Raw genomic sequence first — 17,561 nt, forward strand, 5'->3', positions numbered from 1 at the left:
CGTCACCCACCCAGCCCAACCCCCGCCCACCCGGCGGAGCCTCCGGTTGCGCGCGGCGCAACCCCACGGCAGCCTGGTGCGCGTCACGAGGTAGGCACACGCCGTGTCCCCGAGTACACCTTTCGACCCCGTTCGATCCCGTGGTTCACAAGGGCGTAACCGGCCATCGGCACGAATGGATAACGGCCCCGCGGCGAACCGTTCCCAGGAGTGTCTACGCGCGTTAATGTGCGCCGAACCGAGCACCCATCGCGGGGCTTTGGAGAATGGGGAACTTCAGATGCGTCGGATTTCCAAACTGACCCGTGTCGCGGTGGGGGTCGCGTCGCTCGGGCTCGTCGCCACGGCCTGCGGCGGCACCAGCAGTGACAGCGGCGACAGCGACAGCAACGACAAGGGCCTCGCCATCGCGTACGACGTCGGTGGCAAGGGCGACCAGTCCTTCAACGACGCCGCCTACGCCGGCCTGACGAAGGCCAAGGACGAGTTCGGCTACAAGACGGCCGACATCGAGCCCACCGAGGGCGAGACGGACGCCGACAAGGAGCAGCGCCTGGCGTCGCTCGCCAAGCAGGGCTACAACCCGGTCATCGGCGTCGGGTTCGCCTACGGCCCGGCGATGAAGGCCGTCGCCGCCAAGTACCCGAAGACCACCTTCGGCATCGTGGACTCGGTCGTCGAGGGCAAGAACGTCGCCTCCCTCGTCTTCGCCGAGGAGCAGGCCTCGTACCTCGCCGGTGTCGCCGCCGCCAAGGCCACGAAGACCGACGTCGTCGGCTTCGTCGGCGGTGTCGACGTCCCGCTGATCCACAAGTTCGAGGCGGGCTACAAGCAGGGCGTGCAGGACACCAACTCCAAGGTGAAGGTCCTGTCGCAGTACCTGACGCAGACGGCCGAGGAGGGCGGCTTCTCCAGCCCCGACAAGGGCAAGGCCGCCGCCGAGGGCCAGATCGAGAAGAAGGCCGACGTGCTCTACGCGGCCGCCGGTCTGTCCGGCCAGGGCGTCATCGAGGCCGCGGCCAAGGCGAAGGTCTGGGCCATCGGCGTCGACTCCGACCAGTACAAGCAGGCCGCCCTGGCCCCGTACAAGAACTACATCCTGACCTCCGCGCTCAAGGACGTCGGCGGTGCGGTCTACACACTGGCCAAGTCGGTCAACGACGACAAGCCGCTGACCGGCACCCAGACGTTCGACCTGAAGGTCAAGGGCGTGGGCCTGTCGGAGTCCAACCCGGAGTACGCGAAGGTCGCGGGTCTTCAGGACGCCGTGAACAAGGCCAAGCAGGAGATCATCGACGGCAAGATCAAGGTCAACACCGAGTGAGCCGACCGGTCTGACCAGCCGAAGCGGGCGGACACCCCCTGGGTGTCCGCCCGCTTCGCGCTGTCCGGAGCGGATCACCCAGCGCCACGCCCCGTTTGCGGTCGGCAACGCCCCGGTCATGGGCGGGTGATGGCTTGGGCACGGGCGCATAACAAGGTGGACAGAAGGGGTTTTCAGGCAGGTCTACGCGCGTTAATCTGCGGCGAAGCCAGCGCTGAAGCTGAACCGTCCCGGCGCTGTGCGACCTCGGTTGTACGACAGGAGCACCCACACATGCGCCGGATTTCCCGGATCACGGTCGCAGGCGCAGCGACCGCCTCCCTGGCCCTCGCCCTCTCCGCCTGCGGCAGCACCTCGACCTCCGGGTCGTCCGACTCGAAGGGCGACAAGGGGCTCGCCATTGCGTACGACGTCGGCGGCAAGGGCGACCAGTCCTTCAACGACGCCGCGTACGCGGGCCTGGAGCAGGCGAAGAAGGAGTTCGGGTACCAGACGGCCGACGTGGAGCCCACCGAGGGTGAGACGGACGCCGACAAGGAGCAGCGCCTGGTCTCCCTGGCCAAGCAGGGTCACAACCCGGTCATCGGTGTCGGCTACGCGTACGCCGCGGCCGTCAAGGGTGCCGCGGAGAAGTTCCCGGACACCACCTTCGGCATCGTCGACGACGCCACGATCAACACCAAGAACGTCGCCGACCTGGTCTTCAACGAGGAGCAGGCCTCCTACCTGGCCGGTGTCGCCGCCGCCAAGACCTCCAAGTCGAAGGTCGTCGGCTTCGTCGGCGGTGTGGACATCCCGCTGATCCACAAGTTCCAGGCGGGCTTCGCGCAGGGCGTCAAGGACACCGACCCGAAGGTCAAGGTGCTCTCGCAGTACCTCACCCAGACGGCCGAGGAGGGCGGTTTCGCCAGCCCCGACAAGGGCAAGACGGCCGCCGAGGGGCAGATCGAGAAGAAGGCCGACGTGGTCTACGCGGCCGCCGGCCTGTCCGGTCAGGGTGTCATCGAGGCCGCGGCCACCCAGAAGGTGTGGGCCATCGGTGTCGACTCCGACCAGTACCAGCAGGAAGCCCTTGCCAAGTACAAGGACTCCATCCTGACCTCGGCGATGAAGGACGTCGCCAAGGCGGTGTACAACCTGGCGAAGTCGGTCGAGGACGGCAAGCCCGAGACCGGTATCGTTCGTGGCGATCTGAAGACCGGCGAGGTGAGCCTGTCGAACTCCAATCCGAAGTTCGCGGACGACGCCGAGCTCCAGGCAGCCATCAAGACGGCCAAGGAGAAGATCATCAGCGGCGAGATCAAGGTCAAGAGCAGCTGACGAGCGACTGCCTCGAAGCAGGCGGTAACCCCCGGGGTTACGTCCGCTCGACGGGGTACGGGGAGCTGCTCCTCGTGCCCCGTTGCCGCGGGGCGTCGGCCCCTTTGTATGCCGTAGGGGCGCTACGCGCGTAGACGGCCCCCGTCCCCAGGAGAGTGCGCCATCAACGCGTCCAGCAGCCCTCCGGCCGGAGCGGCGGTCAACGAATCGGTGACCGCCGTCGAACTCGCCGGGATCACCAAGCGTTTCCCCGGAGTCGTGGCCAACCACGACATCCACCTCAGCGTCCGCAAGGGCACCGTGCACGCCCTCGTCGGCGAGAACGGCGCCGGCAAGTCCACGCTGATGAAGATCCTCTACGGCATGCAGAAGCCGGACGAGGGCACCATCGCCGTGGGCGGCGAGCAGGTCACCTTCTCGTCGCCGGCCGACGCCATCGTCCGCGGCATCGGCATGGTCCACCAGCACTTCATGCTCGCCGACAACCTCACGGTCCTCGAGAACGTGGTCCTCGGCAGCGAGAAGCTCTACGGCATCGGCGCCAAGGCCCGCCGCAAGATCAAGGAGCTCTCCGAGCGCTACGGCCTCGGCGTCAAGCCCGACCTCCTCGTCGAGGAGCTCGGCGTCGCCGCCCGCCAGCGCGTGGAGATCCTCAAGGTCCTCTACCGCGGCGCGACCACCCTCATCCTCGACGAGCCGACCGCCGTGCTCGTGCCGCAGGAAGTGGACGCGCTCTTCGCCAACCTGCGCGAACTGCGCTCCGAGGGCCTGTCGGTCATCTTCATCTCGCACAAGCTCGGCGAGGTGCTCTCCGTCGCCGACGAGATCACCGTCATCCGCCGCGGCACCACCGTCGGCACGGCCGTCCCGGCCGAGACGACGCCCCGTCAGCTCGCCGAGATGATGGTCGGCAGCGAGCTGCCCACGCCCGAGACGGCCGAGTCCACGGTCACCGACCGCCCGGTCATCACCGTCGACCAGGTGCGCCTCGCGGCCCCCGGCGGCAAGGCCCTCCTCGACGACATCAGCTTCACCATCCACGCGGGCGAGGTCCTCGGCATCGCCGGCGTCGAGGGCAACGGCCAGACCGAACTGGTCGACGCACTCATCGGCCTGCGGTCCGCCGACAGCGGCACCATCCGGCTCGCCGACGAGGAGATCACCGCCTGGCCCACCCGCCGGCGCCGCGAGCAGGGCATCGGCTACATCCCCGAGGACCGGCACCGCCATGGCCTCCTCCTGGAGGCACCCCTCTGGGAGAACCGCATCCTCGGCCACGTCACGGAGAAGCCCCTCGCCAAGGGCGTCTGGCTGGACCCGAAGGCGGCCCAGGAGGACACCCGCCGGATCGTGACGGAGTACGACGTCCGCACCCCCGGCATCGACGTCACCGCCGCGTCCCTGTCCGGCGGCAACCAGCAGAAGCTGATCGTCGGCCGCGAGATGAGTCACAAGCCGCGCTTCCTCATCGCCGCGCACCCCACCCGGGGTGTGGACGTCGGTGCCCAGGCCGCCATCTGGGACCACATCCGCGACGCCCGCCGCGAGGGCCTGGCCGTGCTGCTGATCTCCGCAGACCTCGACGAGCTGATCGGCCTGTCCGACACGCTCCGCGTGATCTACAACGGCAAGCTGGTCGCCGACGCCGACCCGGCCACCATCACCCCCGAGGAGCTCGGCTCGGCCATGACCGGTGCCGCCACCGGGCACCTCGCGCACGACGACACCCCCGAGATCTCGAAGGCCGACGCCCCCGAGTCTCCGGAAGACGAGGCCCGCTGATGAAGAAGTTCGACAAGGAGCGCGTGCTCCTCGCGGTGGCCGGACCGGTCATCGCGCTGGCCGTGGCCTTCGTCCTGAGCGCGATCGTGTTGCTCGCGTCGGGCAAGAGCCCCTTCGAGCCGTTCGCCCTGATGTTCGAGCAGCTGGGCTTCTCCGACATCCAGGTCCTGATCATCAACCAGGCCTCGATGTACTACATCGCGGCCCTCGCGGTGGCCATCGGCTTCCGGATGAACCTGTTCAACATCGGCGTCGACGGCCAGTACCAGCTCGGCGCCATGATGGCCGCCGTCGTCGGCGCCCATGTGAACATGCCGGCCGCCCTCCAGGTCCCGTTGCTGCTCCTGACCGCCGTCCTCACCGGCGCCTTCTGGGCCGGCATCGCCGGTGTCCTCAAGGTCACCCGCGGCGTCAGCGAGGTCGTCGCCACGATCATGCTCAACGCGATCGCCACCTCCGTGATCGCCTACCTGTGGCTGCCGGACGTCTTCGGTGTGAAGGTCGGCAACAACAACACCACCGGCGAGATGTACGAGTCCGGCTGGATCCCCGGGATCAGCCTGGGCGACTCCGGCGAGATCTACGGCCTGGTGCTGCTCGCCGTCCTGCTCGGCATCGGCTACTGGGTCGTCCTCAACCGCACCCGCTTCGGCTTCGACCTGCGCGCCTCCGGCGCGTCGCAGACCGCCGCCGCGGCCAGTGGCGTGGACCCCAAGCGCATGGTGCTCAGCGCCATGCTGATCTCCGGCGGCATCGCGGGCCTCGCCGGCCTGCCGATCCTGCTCGGCGACACCCACACCTACAGCCTGAACTTCCCCACCGGCATCGGCTTCCTCGGTATCGGCATCGCCCTGCTCGGCCGCAACAGCCCCGTCGGCATCGCCTTCGCCGCCCTGCTGTGGGCCTGGCTCGACAAGGCCTCGCCCGAGCTGGACTTCCACGGCTACGACAAGGAGATCGCGGTCATCATGCAGGGCCTGATCGTCCTCTCGGTCGTCGTCTCCTACGAGGCCGTCCGCGAATGGGGTCTGCGCCGCCAGCAGCGTCGCGTCGGCGCCGAACTCGCCGCCGGACACGTCCTCGGCGCTCAGAACACGAAGGAGGTGGCTGGCCGATGACCACCGCGACCGACGTCAACCAGCCCACGCTGCAGCCCGCGGCGCCGACCGGCCGCCGCCTGTCGTGGCCCGTGCTGCTGCTCATCATCGCCGGAGGCCTGGCGCTCACCTCGATCGTCCGCCTCATCACCGGCGCCGACGGCATCACCAACGTCAGCCAGATGTCCACCGCGCTCCAACTCGCCGTGCCGATCGGCCTCGCCGGTCTCGGCGGCCTGTGGGCCGAGCGCGCGGGCGTGGTCAACATCGGCCTCGAGGGCATGATGATCCTCGGCACCTGGTTCGGCGCCTGGGCCGGCTTCCAGTGGGGCCCCTGGACGGGTGTCCTGGTCGGCATCCTCGGCGGCGCGATCGGCGGTCTCCTGCACGCCCTCGTGACCGTCACGTTCAACGTCAACCACATCGTCTCCGGTGTGGCCATCAACATCCTCGCCCTCGGCGCCACCCGCTACCTCGCGCCCCTCGCCTTCGAGGGCCACACGGGCGGTTCCGCCAAGCAGTCGCCGGCGGTGGAATCCCTCGGCCACTTCACGGTGCCGGGGCTGTCCGACGCGCTGCGGGACCTGAACAACCAGGGCTGGTTCTTCGTCTCCGACATCGCCGGTCTGCTCGGTGGCCTGGTCACCAACGTGTCCTGGCTGACCCTGATCGCCATCGCGCTGATCCCCGCCACCTGGTGGATCCTGTGGCGCACCGCGTTCGGCCTGCGCCTGCGCTCCTGCGGAGAGAACCCGATCGCCGCCGAGTCCCTCGGCGTCAACGTCTACAAGTACAAGTACATCGCCGTCGTCATCTCCGGCGGCCTGGCCGGCCTCGGCGGTGTCTTCCTGTCCATCGTGGCCAACCCCTTCTACCTGGAGGGCCAGGTCAGCGGACGCGGCTTCATCGGCCTCGCGGCGATGATCTTCGGCAACTGGATGCCGGGCGGCCTCGCCCTCGGCGCGGGCCTGTTCGGCTACACCGACAGCCTCAACCTGCGCGGCGGTTCCGCCAACGTCCACGCGTTGCTGCTGCTCGGCGCGTTGCTGCTGATCATCGGGGCGATCTTCCTGGTGGTCCGCAAGAAGTACGCCCCGTCGATGATCACCGCGGTCGTCGCCGCCCTGGTGTTCGCCTGGTACGCCACCACCGACGAGGTCCCGAACCAGGTCGTCTCCGCCACGCCGTACGTCATCACCCTGGTGGTCCTCGCCATGTCGGCCCAGCGGCTGCGCATGCCCAAGGCGGACGGGCTGCCGTACCGGAAGGGGCAGGGCAAGTGACCGGCTCCGGCCCGGCCGTCGACTGGGAGAAGCTGCGTGCGGTGGCCCGGGACGCCATGTCCCGGGCGTACGCCCCGTACTCCGGCTACCCGGTCGGAGTGGCGGCCCTGGTCGACGACGGCCGGATCATCTCCGGCTGCAACGTCGAGAACGCCTCGTACGGCCTCGGCCTGTGCGCCGAGTGCGGCCTGGTGTCCGAGCTGCACAACACCGGCGGCGGCCGGCTGACGCACTTCACCTGCGTCGACCGCCACGGCGACACACTCGTCCCGTGCGGCCGCTGCCGTCAGCTGCTCCACGAGTTCGGCGGCCCGGAGATGCTGCTGGAGACCCCCGCGGGGATCCTGCCGCTCTCGCAGATGCTGCCCCAGGCCTTCGGCCCGGAACACCTCAGCAAGTAACCACCGTGCGGCCCCTCTGAGTTGCTCACGCGACCGGCTCAGGGGGGCCGTACGGCTTCTGGAATCCTCGGAAGGAAGCCAAGCCATGGCCATGGACGTCATCTCCGTCATCCGCACCAAGCGGGACCGCGGTGAGCTCAGCGACGCGCAGATCGACTGGGTCATCGACGCGTACACCCGCGGGGAGGTCGCCGACGAGCAGATGTCCGCCCTCGCCATGGCGATCCTGCTGAACGGCATGAACCGCCGTGAGATCGCCCGCTGGACGGCCGCGATGATCGCCTCCGGCGAGCGCATGGACTTCTCGTCCCTGTCCCGCCCGACCGCCGACAAGCACTCCACGGGCGGCGTCGGCGACAAGATCACGCTGCCGCTGGCCCCCCTGGTCGCCGCCTGCGGCGCGGCCGTCCCGCAGCTGTCGGGCCGTGGCCTCGGCCACACCGGCGGCACCCTGGACAAGCTGGAGTCCATCCCCGGCTGGCGTGCGCTGCTGTCCAACGAGGAGATGCTGAACGTCCTCGACACCACCGGCGCGGTCATCTGCGCGGCGGGCGACGGCCTGGCCCCCGCCGACAAGAAGCTCTACGCACTCCGCGACGTCACCGGCACGGTGGAGGCGATCCCGCTGATCGCGTCCTCGATCATGTCCAAGAAGATCGCCGAGGGCACGGGCTCGCTGGTCCTGGACGTGAAGGTCGGCACCGGCGCGTTCATGAAGACCATCGAGGACGCCCGCGAACTGGCCTCCACGATGGTCGGCCTCGGCACCGACCACGGCGTGAAGACGGTCGCGCTCCTGACGGACATGTCCACCCCGCTGGGTCTGACCGCCGGCAACGCCCTGGAGGTCCGCGAGTCGGTGGAGGTCCTGGCGGGCGGCGGCCCGGCCGACGTGGTCGAGCTGACGGTCGCCCTGGCCCGCGAAATGCTGGACGCTGCGGGCATCAAGGACGCCGACCCGGCGAAGGCCCTGGCCGACGGCTCGGCGATGGACGTCTGGCGGCGCATGCTCGCGGCCCAGGGCGGCGACCCGGACGCGACGCTTCCGGTGGCCCGCGAGCAGCACGTGATCAAGGCCCCGGCCTCGGGCGTGCTGACCCGCCTCGACGCCTACGACATCGGAGTCGCGGCCTGGCGCCTCGGCGCGGGCCGTGCCCGCAAGGAGGACCCGGTGCAGGCGGGCGCCGGCGTCGAGATGCACGCCAAGCCGGGCGACACGGTCACGGAGGGCCAGCCCCTCCTGACCCTCCACACCGACACACCCGAGCGCTTCGAATACGCCCTCCAGTCGATCGAGGGCTCCTACGACGTCGCGGCGCCCGGGACGGACTTCACGGCGTCGCCGGTGGTGCTGGAACGTATCGCCTGACCAGGCGGTTTCCCCTTCGGGAAAACGGGACCGGTGGACCCCCGCCGGTCCCGTTCGGCATGCTGGGATCGGTGACGCACCGATTGGAGAACCGCCATGAGCGCACTCACCGTCGACCACTCGCCGGCCAACGGGCACGAGTGGGACGACCTCGTCCGGATCTGGCAGGAGACGGACGCGCCAGAGGGCTGCAAGGTGGAGATCATCGAGGGGATCGTCACCGTGGCACCACCGTCGTCAAACGCCCACAACGACATCGCTGACCTGGTTCAGCGAGCCTTGTACGAGGTCATCCCCAGGCACTGGGGCATCTACCAGACCCTGGGTACGGCGGTCCCGTCCCGTGACGGGCTCTATATTCCTGATCTCGCGGTAGCCCCCAGGCAGGTGCTGCGTGACGAGGGTGGCAACTTCATCCCAGCGGCTGCGGCCGGACTCATCGTCGAGATCACGTCCAAGTCGAACGCGGCGCACGACCGGATCAAAAAGGGCCGCAGGCTACGCCCAGGCGGGTGTCCCGCTGTATCTGCTCATCGACGGCTGGGCCCCCGGCGGTCCCACCATCACGCTCTACGGCGAACCGCAACGGGATGTCTACCGGGTTCTCGACGCGGGCAAGTTCGGAGAACTCATCACGCTGCCCGAGCCCTTCGGCCTCGACCTCGACACCGGTGAGTTCGCCGAGAAGTGAGTCACCCCAACACAGCCGCCACGACCACCAGCACCGGCACCGCCAGCACCGTCGACAGCAGGATCGCCTCCCGCGCCAGCACCTCGCCCACCCGGTAGCTGCTCGCGTAGGTGAAGAGGTTCTGTGCCGCCGGCAGCGCGGAGGTCACCACCACGTCGAGCAGCAGGGCACCGCGCAGGCCGAAGACGCCCGCCGCCAGGGCGTAGGCGACCAGGGGCTGGACCACGGACTTCAGGACCACGGCGAGGAGCACCGGGGCCCGTTCCGCGCCGCGCAGCGGGAGTGTGCTGCCGCGCAGGGAGATACCGAAGGCCAGCAGGACAGCCGGGACCGACATGTTGCCGATCAGGGTCAGGGGGTCCATCAGAGGGCCCGGCACCGTGAGGCCCGACGCCGAGACCGCCACCCCGGCCAGGGAGCCCAGGGCTATCGGATTGCGCAACGGCGTCAGCAGCCGCTGCCACAGGGGCCGCTTCTCCCCGCCGCTCGCCAGGTCCAGGACCGTCAGCGCCACCGGTGTGACACCGACCAGCTGGAACAGCAGTACCGGCGCGACCAGGGACGCGTCGCCCAGCACGTACACGGCGATCGGAATGCCCAGGTTCCCGGAGTTGACGTAGCTGGAGCACAGCGCGCCGATCGTCGTCCGGCCCACACCCCACCCCCGCGCCGCACCCACCGCCACGAAGACGCCCGCTGCCGCTGCCGTGCTCATCGCCGTGACCAGCAGCCGGTCGGAGAAGATCACCGACAGGTCGGCCTGCGCGAGGGTCGTGAAGAGCAGCGCCGGGGACGCCACGTGGAAGGCGAGCTTGGTCAGGACCTCGCGGCCGCCGTCGCCCAGATACCCCCGGCGGCCGATCAGATAGCCGACGCCGATGACGACGGCGATGACCGCGAACCCGCTCAGCACCCCCTGCACGTCGCCCCCTCACCGGCGAAGCGAGCATCGGGCAGCGCGGCAGGGGGAGATGGTTGGAGCATGCAGCCAACCCTCCGGGGAAGGCGCTGCCCAGGTCAATGTGATCCTCGCGGCGCCGCCCGGTCCGCACGGCGCGCGCCGGGACCGACCACCGCGATGAGTTACGCCCGCCCGCCCGGTCTACCGATCGTGGACGCCATGACACCGCCCGTGCTCGTACTGCCCGGCCCCGTCACCCGGGACGAGGTGAGAGGGCTCAGCGACGATGTGCGGGCACTGCTGCACGGCAGCGGTGCCCGGGTCGTGGTGTGCGACGTCGCGGGTCTGGGGCCGCCGGGCCTCGCCGCCGTCGACCTCCTGGCGAGGCTCCAGCTGGCCGCCCGCCGAGCCGGGGGACGGATACGGCTGCGCGACCCCGACCCGGCCCTACGCGCCCTGCTCGACCTGGTCGGTCTCCGCTTCGAGGTGGAGGGGGAGGTCGAAGAGCGGGAACCACCGCTGCGTGTCGAGGAAGCAGTGGAACCCGGTGATGCGGCCGTCTGAGATCTCCAGCACCTGGACCGCCCACGGCACGAAGCCGCCCTTGTCCGGGTCCGGCTTGTACTGGGCGAACCCCGGCAGGCCGTTGACCTGGACGGGCACCAGTCGGGAGCCCGCGCAGGGCGCGCCGAGGGTGGTCATGAAGCCGGTGATGTCCCGCGTGCCGGTCAGCCAGAGGTCGAACGGCGGCATCGTCATGACGGCGTCCTCGTGCAGCAGGGCCGTCAGCGCCGTCATGTCGTAGCCCTCGAAGGCCGCTACATAGCGGTCCAGCAGCTTCTGCTGGTCCTCGTCCAGCGGGTCGGAGACGGCGGCCTCGGCGCCCGGCTCCTGCCGCTCGGCCAGGGTGGCGCGGGCCCGCTGGAGGGCGCTGTTCACCGACGCCACCGAGGTGTCCAGCAGCTCGGCGACCTCGCTGGCCTTCCAGGCCAGGACCTCGCGCAGGATCAGCACGGCACGCTGCTTGGCGGGGAGCTGCTGGAGGGCGGCCATGAAGGCCAGCCGCACGGACTCCTTGGCGACCGCCGCCTCCGCCGGGTCGTGGGTCGTGGGCAGCACACGGGCGTCCGGCATGGGCTCCAGCCAGGTGTGGTCCGGGCGGGGGGAGAGGGCGGCCCGGGCGAGCGGGGTGGACTCGGTCAGGTCCATGGGCCGGGCGCGCTTGTTGCCCGCGGTCAGCATGTCAAGGCACACGTTGGTCGCGATCCGGTAGAGCCAGGAGCGCAGGCTGGAGCGGCCCTCGAATTTGTCGTAGCTGCGCCAGGCACGGACCATCGTGTCCTGCACCGCGTCCTCCGCCTCGAAGGAGGAGCCGAGCATCCGGTAGCAGTACCCCGTCAGCTCGGTTCGGTGTGCCTCCAGCCTGGTGTCCAGGTCCGTCGGTGTCGCCGTGCCGTTCGCCATCTCCACCCACCCCTGTGGACGTTCTGTTCACGCGCCATCGCGCTCCAGCACTTCGGAAGCTACCGCAGCCCACTGACAACGGCCCCCCGAGCGCACAAAAGCGCAGGTGGAAGGGGATGATCCAGACCGGCTGAGACGGGCCCGCAGGCCTTCACACGAGCTCCTTGACCGACATCAGCAGATGCCGGTGCTCCCCGGCGCCCGCCTCCGCCGCCCCGTCGCCCGGCACGGCGTGCAGCAGTGCCCGCTGTCCCGCCCCCAGCAGTTCCAGCCGCACCCGCGGGCTCTCGAAGGACGTCAGCGCGTCCAGCAGGTAGGCCGGGTTGAACGCCACCGGCATCTCGTCGGCGCCGCTCAGCGTGGCGGGCAGCCGCTGCGCCGCCACGTCGTCCCCGTAGCCGGCCCGCAGCCGTACGGAGCCCTCGGCCGAGAAGTCGAGCCGCACCGGACTGTTCGCCTCCGCCACCACCGCGACCCGCCGCACCGCCTCCGCGAGTCCCTCGCGCCCCACCTCGGCGACCGCGGCCCCCGCCATGGCGAACAACGACGTGTACGCCGGCAGCCGCCCCTCCAGCAGCCGCAGCGCGGTCCGCGTCCGCCCGCCCTCGAACCCGACCAGCCCGCCGCCCCCGCCAGGCTCCCAGCCGATCCGCACGTCCCCGCAGCGCGCCAGCGACCGCGCCACGTCCAGCAGCCGCCGTGCGGGCAGCAGGGTCTCCACGACCCCGTCATCGCGGGCGGCCTCCCGCTTCCACTCCAGCCGCCGCACCGCGTACCGGTAGCGGTCCGAGGCCGCCAGAGTCATCTCCCCGCCATCGAGCCGCAGTTGGACGCCCGTCAGCAGGGGCAGCGTGTCGTCGCGTCCGGCGGCGACCGCGACCTGGGCGACGGCGGTCGCGAACGCGGCGGCGTCGACGGTGCCGTACGGCGCGGGCGGGGCGGGCACGGGCGGGTACTCGGCGAGCGGCAGCGTCGACAGCCCGAAGCGCGTGCCGTCCGCCTCCACTGTGAACCGCGAGGTCTCCAGCACACAGCCCACCGGCCCGTCCGGCAGCACTCGGCAGACGTCCAGCAGCCGCCGCCCCAGGACGAGCAGCCGCCCGGGCACGGTCACCTCCGCGTCGGCCTCCACCCGCACGGCCGCCTCGAAGTCGAACCCCGTCACGGTCAGCCGTCCCGCGTCCGCCTCGAGCAGCAGCCCGCCCAGCACCGGCACCGGCGTCCGCCCGGGCAGCGCGCGGGCCGCCCGACCCACGGCGTCGGCGAACTCCGTACGCTCCACTCGGAATTCCATGGAAAGTCCCCCTGCTCGGTCCGGTGATCAGCAGACGCGGACGGTATCCGCACCCACTGACAACCGGCCCTGAACAGGGGGCGTGGCGTCGAGGCTCAGGCGGCCGTGGCCAGTTGCCGGCGCTGCAGTCGGGCCGCCCGGGTTCCGAAGACGGTGATCGTGACGACGCCCAGGACCGCCAGGAGTCCGACCCCGACCGTCCCGGCCCAGCCGCCCGCGTGGAACGCGAGCGCGCCGACCGTGCTGCCCGCGCTGGAGCCGATGTAGTACGCCGACTGGTACAGCGCCGAGGCCTGGGCCCTGCCGTGCGTGGCCGTCTTGCTGACCGCCGAGGAGGCGACCGCGTGGCCCGCGAAGAAGCCCGCCGTGATGAGCACCAGGCCCAGCAGGACCAGCGGGAGGGAGCCCGCCAGAGACAGCAGCAGGCCCGCCGCCGTCGTACCGCCGCCCGCGTACAGCGCGCCCCGGCGGCCCAGCCGGCCGACCAGCCGGCCCGCCGTGGACGCCGACACCGTACCGACCAGGTACACCAGGAAGATCGAGCCGATGATGCCCTGCGGCAGCGAGAACGGGGCCTCGGTCAGGCGGTAGCCGATGACCGTGTACACGCCGCCGAACACCGTCATGAACAGCGCGCCGATCGCGTACAGCCGGCACAGCAGCGGGTTGGACAGGTGGTCGCGGACCGTACGGGCCAGCACACGCGGCCGCAGCGAACCGGCCCTGAAGTGCTTCGGGGCGGGGAGCAGCAGCCGGAAGGCCACCGCACACGCCACCGCGATCACCCCGATGACGCCGACGGCCACGCGCCAGCCCCACTCCTGCGCGACCCAGCCGGTGATGACCCGGCCGCTCATCCCGCCCACGCTGTTGCCCGCGACGAACAGGCCGATCGCGGTGACCAGCGCCTTGGGACTGACCTCCTCCGCGAGGTACGCGGTCGCCGACGCGGGCAGCCCGGCCAGGGCGGCGCCCTGCAGCGCCCGCAGCGCGATCAGCACGCCGAGGGAGGGGGCGAGGGGCACCAGCAGCCCGAGCGTGACGGCCACGGCCAGCGAGGCGGTCATGACCGCCCTACGTCCGAAGCGCTCCGACAGGGCGCTCATCGGCAGCACGAACAGCGCCAGCCCGCCCGTCGCGGCGGCCACCGTCCAGCTCGCGTCGCTCGCCGCCACCCCGAACTCGCCGGAGATCAGCGGGAGCAGGGCCTGGGTGGAGTACAGCAGCGCGAAGGTCGCGACACCCGCGAGGAAGAGGGCGAAGCTCATCCGGCGGTAGCCGGGTCCGCCCGGGGAGACACGGGAGTCGGCAGCGGGGACAGGGACATCGGCGCCCACGACGGTGGACGCCCCGGTACTGGCGGGAGACATGCCTCGAACGTACGGACAGCGCACTCATCCGTCCAATGCATGGAACGGTCATAATCGTTCCCATGGTGCATCAACCGAGCTCACAGGGTCGCCTGTCACCAAGCAGTGACACAGAAGACATGGCAGAGATGTCGAAGGTGCTGGCGCCGCGCCTCGCGTACTTCGCGGGCGTCGCCCGCACCGAGCACGTCACCCGGGCCGCTCAGGAGATGAACGTCCCCCAGTCGACCCTTTCCCGCTCCATGGCCCGCCTGGAGCAGGACCTGGGCGTCGACCTGTTCGCCCGGCATGGCCGCACGGTCTCCCTCACCCCGGCCGGCCGCACCTTCCTCGCCTCCGTGGAACGCGCCCTGGCCGAGGTCGAGCGCGCCGCCGAGGAGGTGCGCGCCGACGCCGACCCGACCACCGGCAAGGTCGCCTTCGGCTTCCTGCACACCATGGGCGCCGAGACCGTCCCGGGCCTGCTGCACGCCTTCCGCGCCGACCATCCGCGGGTCCGCTTCAGCCTCGTCCAGAACTACGGCGAGGCCATGCTGGAACGCCTGCGCGCGGGCGAACTCGACCTGTGCCTGACGTCGCCGGTACCGGACGCCCCCGACCTCGTGGCCCGCCGCCTGGACGAGCAGAAGCTGCGCCTGGTCGTCCCCGCCGACCACTCCCTGGCAGGCCGCCGCCGCATCCGCCTCGCCGAGGCCGCGGACGAAACCTTCGTCACCCTGGAACCCGGCTACGGCCTGCGCCGCATCACCGACGACCTGTGCAAGGAGGCCGGCTTCAAGCCCCGCATCGCCTTCGAGGGCGAAGAGGCGGAAACACTGAGGGGCCTGGTGGCGGCGGGCCTGGGAGTCGCCCTCCTGCCTCCACCGGCGGTCCCGCGCCCGGGAGTGGTGGAACTGACGGTCACGGCCCCAAGGGCGGCCCGCGAAATCGGGGTCGCCTGGTTGGAAGGCCACCCGGACACGCCCCCGGTGGCGGCCTTCAAGAAGTTCCTTCTCTCACGAAGGGGCAGCTTGTTGCCGACCTGAAGGGGCGCGGGGAACTGCGCGATCAGCCACGACGGACCCACAGCCCGAAACCCGCACGTGCCCCGACGGCGCTACCGCCTCGAGGGACTGAACCCCGCAGCGAGCGGCATCCGCAACCCCAACGGCGGCGGCGCCGCGAACGCGTCCCGCACGGGCCGCGACACCGCCCGCCCGAACAACGCCCCCATCACGAAGTCCTCGGCCAAAGCCAGCACTTCGTCCCGGTACTGATGCAACCCGTGTCCGTCCGCGTGCACTTCGAACCGGCACACGTCCCGGTTCGCCTTCTTCGCCCGGGCCGCCAGCCGGAACGACAGCTCCGGATCCGTCCGCCCGTCGTTCGTGCCGTGCACGATCAGCACCTGGCGCCCGACCAGCTGCTTCACCGGTTCGGGTGGCGCCGCGACGTCTTCCTCCGGCAGCCAAGGGGCGAGTGCCAGCACGGAGTTGACGGCCTCGTGGCCACCCGCCCGCAAGCCCGCCCGGCCGCCCATCCCGACCCCGACGAGGCAGACCGGCACGTCCCCGTACCGCCGTACGATCTCGTCGGCCGCCCAGGTCGCGTCCTGCGCGAGATTGGCCTCGCTGCCGTTCCACCCGCGGTAGCGGTAGTGCACCACGTGCGCGGCGAGACCCTCGTCCCGGCCCGCGCGGGCCAGCCGGCGCCCGACGCCGCGCATGGAGGCGGTCGCCAGCATGGGCGACGGTCTGCGGCCGGATACTTCGTCGCCGCCGGGGAGCAGCAGCACCGCGCCGCTCACCGCCGTCGGCTCCGGACCGAGTGCCCTGCCCAGCCGGGCCCTGCGAACCGGCGTCGCTTGGTGTGCCATGACAGAACAGTGTCAGAAGCGCGGGTGTACGCGACCCGTCCTCGGGATCACCGTTCCGTATCGACGAAAACGCAAAGCATCCGGGAACGCGCCATCTACGCGCGTAGGAGTTAGAGTGCGGAAATGACGAGCCAGACCATCGCGAACACCCCGACACCGGACCAGATCCGCCGGGCGCCCAAGGTTCTGCTGCACGACCACCTCGACGGCGGTCTGCGTCCCGGCACGATCGTCGAACTCGCCCGCGAGAACGTCCCCCACAGCCCTAATGGCGTGGGAGGTGCCCCCATCACCCAGCTCCCCGACACCGACCCCGAGAAGCTCGGCGTCTGGTTCCGCGAGGCCGCCGACTCCGGCTCCCTGGAACGGTACTTGGAGACGTTCTCCCACACCGTCGGCGTCATGCAGACCCGTGACGCCCTGGTCCGGGTCGCCGCCGAGTGCGCCGAGGACCTGGCCGCGGACGGCGTCGTCTACGCCGAGGTGCGCTACGCCCCCGAGCAGCACCTGGAGGGCGGCCTCGGCCTCGAAGAGGTCGTCGAGGCCGTCACCGAGGGCTTCCGGGAAGGGGAGCGGCGCGCACGCGAGAACGGGCAGCGCATCCGCGTGGGCGCGCTGCTCACCGCCATGCGGCACGCGGCCCGCGCCCTGGAGATCGCCGAACTCGCCAACCGCTACCGCGATCTGGGCGTCGTCGGCTTCGACATCGCGGGCGCCGAGGCCGGCTACCCGCCCACCCGGCACCTCGACGCCTTCGAGTACCTCAAGCGCGAGAACAACCACTTCACCATCCACGCCGGCGAGGCCTTCGGTCTGCCCTCCATCTGGCAGGCACTCCAGTGGTGCGGCGCCGACCGGCTCGGGCACGGTGTGCGGATCATCGACGACATCCAGGTCCACGAGGACGGCCGGGTCGAACTCGGGCGGCTCGCCTCCTACGTCCGGGACAAGCGCATTCCGCTGGAGCTGTGCCCGAGCTCCAACCTCCAGACCGGGGCCGCGTCCTCGTACGCCGAGCACCCCATCGGTCTGCTGCGCCGGCTGCATTTCCGCGCCACGGTCAACACGGACAACCGCCTGATGTCCCACACCAGCATGAGCCGGGAATTCGAGCACCTCGTCGAGGCATTCGGATACACGCTCGACGACATGCAGTGGTTCTCCGTCAATGCGATGAAATCATCTTTCATTCCTTTCGATGAACGGCTGGCCATGATCAATGACGTGATCAAGCCCGGATATGCCGAGCTGAAATCCGAATGGCTGTTCCGTCAGACCGCTTCCACCAGCGGTTCTGGCGCCTCGGAGAGCTGAAGCGGGGGTATTCGGCGCGCAGTGAATGCGGGCGGTGTTCACCATCCGTCCGCATTTCGATGTTTGCGGCCGACGGGGCCGCGTGATTACGGTCGT

General features: G+C 70.5%; 15 protein-coding genes and 1 pseudogene. 11 read left to right on the forward strand and 5 right to left on the reverse strand.

Annotated elements, in window-relative coordinates; translation table 11 throughout:
* Positions 1-280: 280 nt before the first annotated feature.
* From IE153_RS22825 to IE153_RS22860, 8 genes and pseudogenes are all read left to right on the forward strand, one after another.
* A complete protein-coding gene (locus IE153_RS22825; protein ID WP_189591680.1) occupies positions 281-1,324 on the forward strand; it encodes a BMP family lipoprotein in 1,044 nt (347 codons plus the stop codon).
* Between the two features lie 273 nt (positions 1,325-1,597).
* A complete protein-coding gene (locus tag IE153_RS22830; RefSeq protein WP_185012517.1) occupies positions 1,598-2,644 on the forward strand; it encodes a BMP family lipoprotein in 1,047 nt (348 codons plus the stop codon).
* Positions 2,645-2,854: 210 nt separating this feature from the next.
* Positions 2,855-4,426 (forward strand): ABC transporter ATP-binding protein, encoded by a 1,572-nt coding sequence (locus IE153_RS22835; RefSeq protein WP_189591681.1) that lies wholly within the window; start codon positions 2,855-2,857, stop codon positions 4,424-4,426.
* Positions 4,426-5,544 (forward strand): ABC transporter permease, encoded by a 1,119-nt coding sequence (locus tag IE153_RS22840; protein ID WP_189591682.1) that lies wholly within the window; start codon positions 4,426-4,428, stop codon positions 5,542-5,544. Before IE153_RS22835 ends, IE153_RS22840 begins: the two co-directional genes overlap by 1 nt.
* Complete coding sequence (locus IE153_RS22845; RefSeq protein WP_189591683.1) at positions 5,541-6,806, forward strand: ABC transporter permease; 1,266 nt, start codon at positions 5,541-5,543, stop codon at positions 6,804-6,806. Before IE153_RS22840 ends, IE153_RS22845 begins: the two co-directional genes overlap by 4 nt.
* Positions 6,803-7,207: a cytidine deaminase gene (locus IE153_RS22850; RefSeq protein ID WP_189591684.1), complete on the forward strand. Its 405-nt coding sequence runs from the start codon at positions 6,803-6,805 to the stop codon at positions 7,205-7,207. The genes IE153_RS22845 and IE153_RS22850 overlap by 4 nt, the downstream gene beginning before the upstream one ends.
* A gap of 85 nt (positions 7,208-7,292) precedes the next feature.
* Positions 7,293-8,576 (forward strand): thymidine phosphorylase, encoded by a 1,284-nt coding sequence (locus IE153_RS22855; RefSeq protein ID WP_189591685.1) that lies wholly within the window; start codon positions 7,293-7,295, stop codon positions 8,574-8,576.
* Positions 8,577-8,672: 96 nt separating this feature from the next.
* Positions 8,673-9,267 (forward strand): annotated as a pseudogene (locus IE153_RS22860) (Uma2 family endonuclease).
* Position 9,268: 1 nt separating this feature from the next.
* On the opposite strand, the gene IE153_RS22865 reads toward IE153_RS22860, so the two are convergent.
* Complete coding sequence (locus tag IE153_RS22865; protein WP_189591686.1) at positions 9,269-10,189, reverse strand: AEC family transporter; 921 nt, start codon at positions 10,187-10,189, stop codon at positions 9,269-9,271.
* 156 nt (positions 10,190-10,345) lie between these two features.
* Here IE153_RS22865 and IE153_RS22870 point away from each other — a divergent pair, with 156 nt between their 5' ends.
* Entirely contained in the window at positions 10,346-10,732 is a 387-nt protein-coding gene (locus IE153_RS22870; RefSeq protein WP_189591687.1) for an STAS domain-containing protein, read from the forward strand.
* On the opposite strand, the gene IE153_RS22875 is transcribed toward IE153_RS22870, so the two are convergent.
* The 3 genes from IE153_RS22875 to IE153_RS22885 form a co-directional block, all read right to left on the reverse strand.
* Positions 10,616-11,632 (reverse strand): sigma-70 family RNA polymerase sigma factor, encoded by a 1,017-nt coding sequence (locus IE153_RS22875; protein WP_189591688.1) that lies wholly within the window; start codon positions 11,630-11,632, stop codon positions 10,616-10,618. The genes IE153_RS22870 and IE153_RS22875 overlap by 117 nt on opposite strands.
* Before the next feature lie 151 nt (positions 11,633-11,783).
* Positions 11,784-12,926: a DNA polymerase III subunit beta gene (gene dnaN / locus IE153_RS22880; RefSeq protein WP_189591689.1), complete on the reverse strand. Its 1,143-nt coding sequence runs from the start codon at positions 12,924-12,926 to the stop codon at positions 11,784-11,786.
* A gap of 95 nt (positions 12,927-13,021) precedes the next feature.
* The gene (locus tag IE153_RS22885; protein WP_189591690.1) at positions 13,022-14,296 is read right to left on the reverse strand and encodes an MFS transporter; all 1,275 of its coding nucleotides are present in this window, start codon (positions 14,294-14,296) and stop codon (positions 13,022-13,024) included.
* A gap of 62 nt (positions 14,297-14,358) precedes the next feature.
* Between IE153_RS22885 and IE153_RS22890 the strand changes: the two genes are divergently transcribed.
* Complete coding sequence (locus tag IE153_RS22890) at positions 14,359-15,321, forward strand: LysR family transcriptional regulator (RefSeq protein ID WP_097219606.1); 963 nt, start codon at positions 14,359-14,361, stop codon at positions 15,319-15,321.
* A gap of 71 nt (positions 15,322-15,392) precedes the next feature.
* On the opposite strand, the gene IE153_RS22895 is transcribed toward IE153_RS22890, so the two are convergent.
* On the reverse strand, positions 15,393-16,151 hold the full coding sequence (locus tag IE153_RS22895) for an alpha/beta hydrolase family protein (protein ID WP_031106358.1): 759 nt from the start codon (positions 16,149-16,151) through the stop codon (positions 15,393-15,395).
* Between the two features lie 123 nt (positions 16,152-16,274).
* On the opposite strand from IE153_RS22895, the gene IE153_RS22900 reads away from it, so the two are divergent.
* Entirely contained in the window at positions 16,275-17,465 is a 1,191-nt protein-coding gene (locus IE153_RS22900) for an adenosine deaminase (protein WP_189591691.1), read from the forward strand.
* Positions 17,466-17,561 lie beyond the last annotated feature (96 nt).

It is taken from the genome of Streptomyces massasporeus, from assembly GCF_014648995.1.
Taxonomy (GTDB): Bacteria; Actinomycetota; Actinomycetes; order Streptomycetales; family Streptomycetaceae; genus Streptomyces; species Streptomyces massasporeus.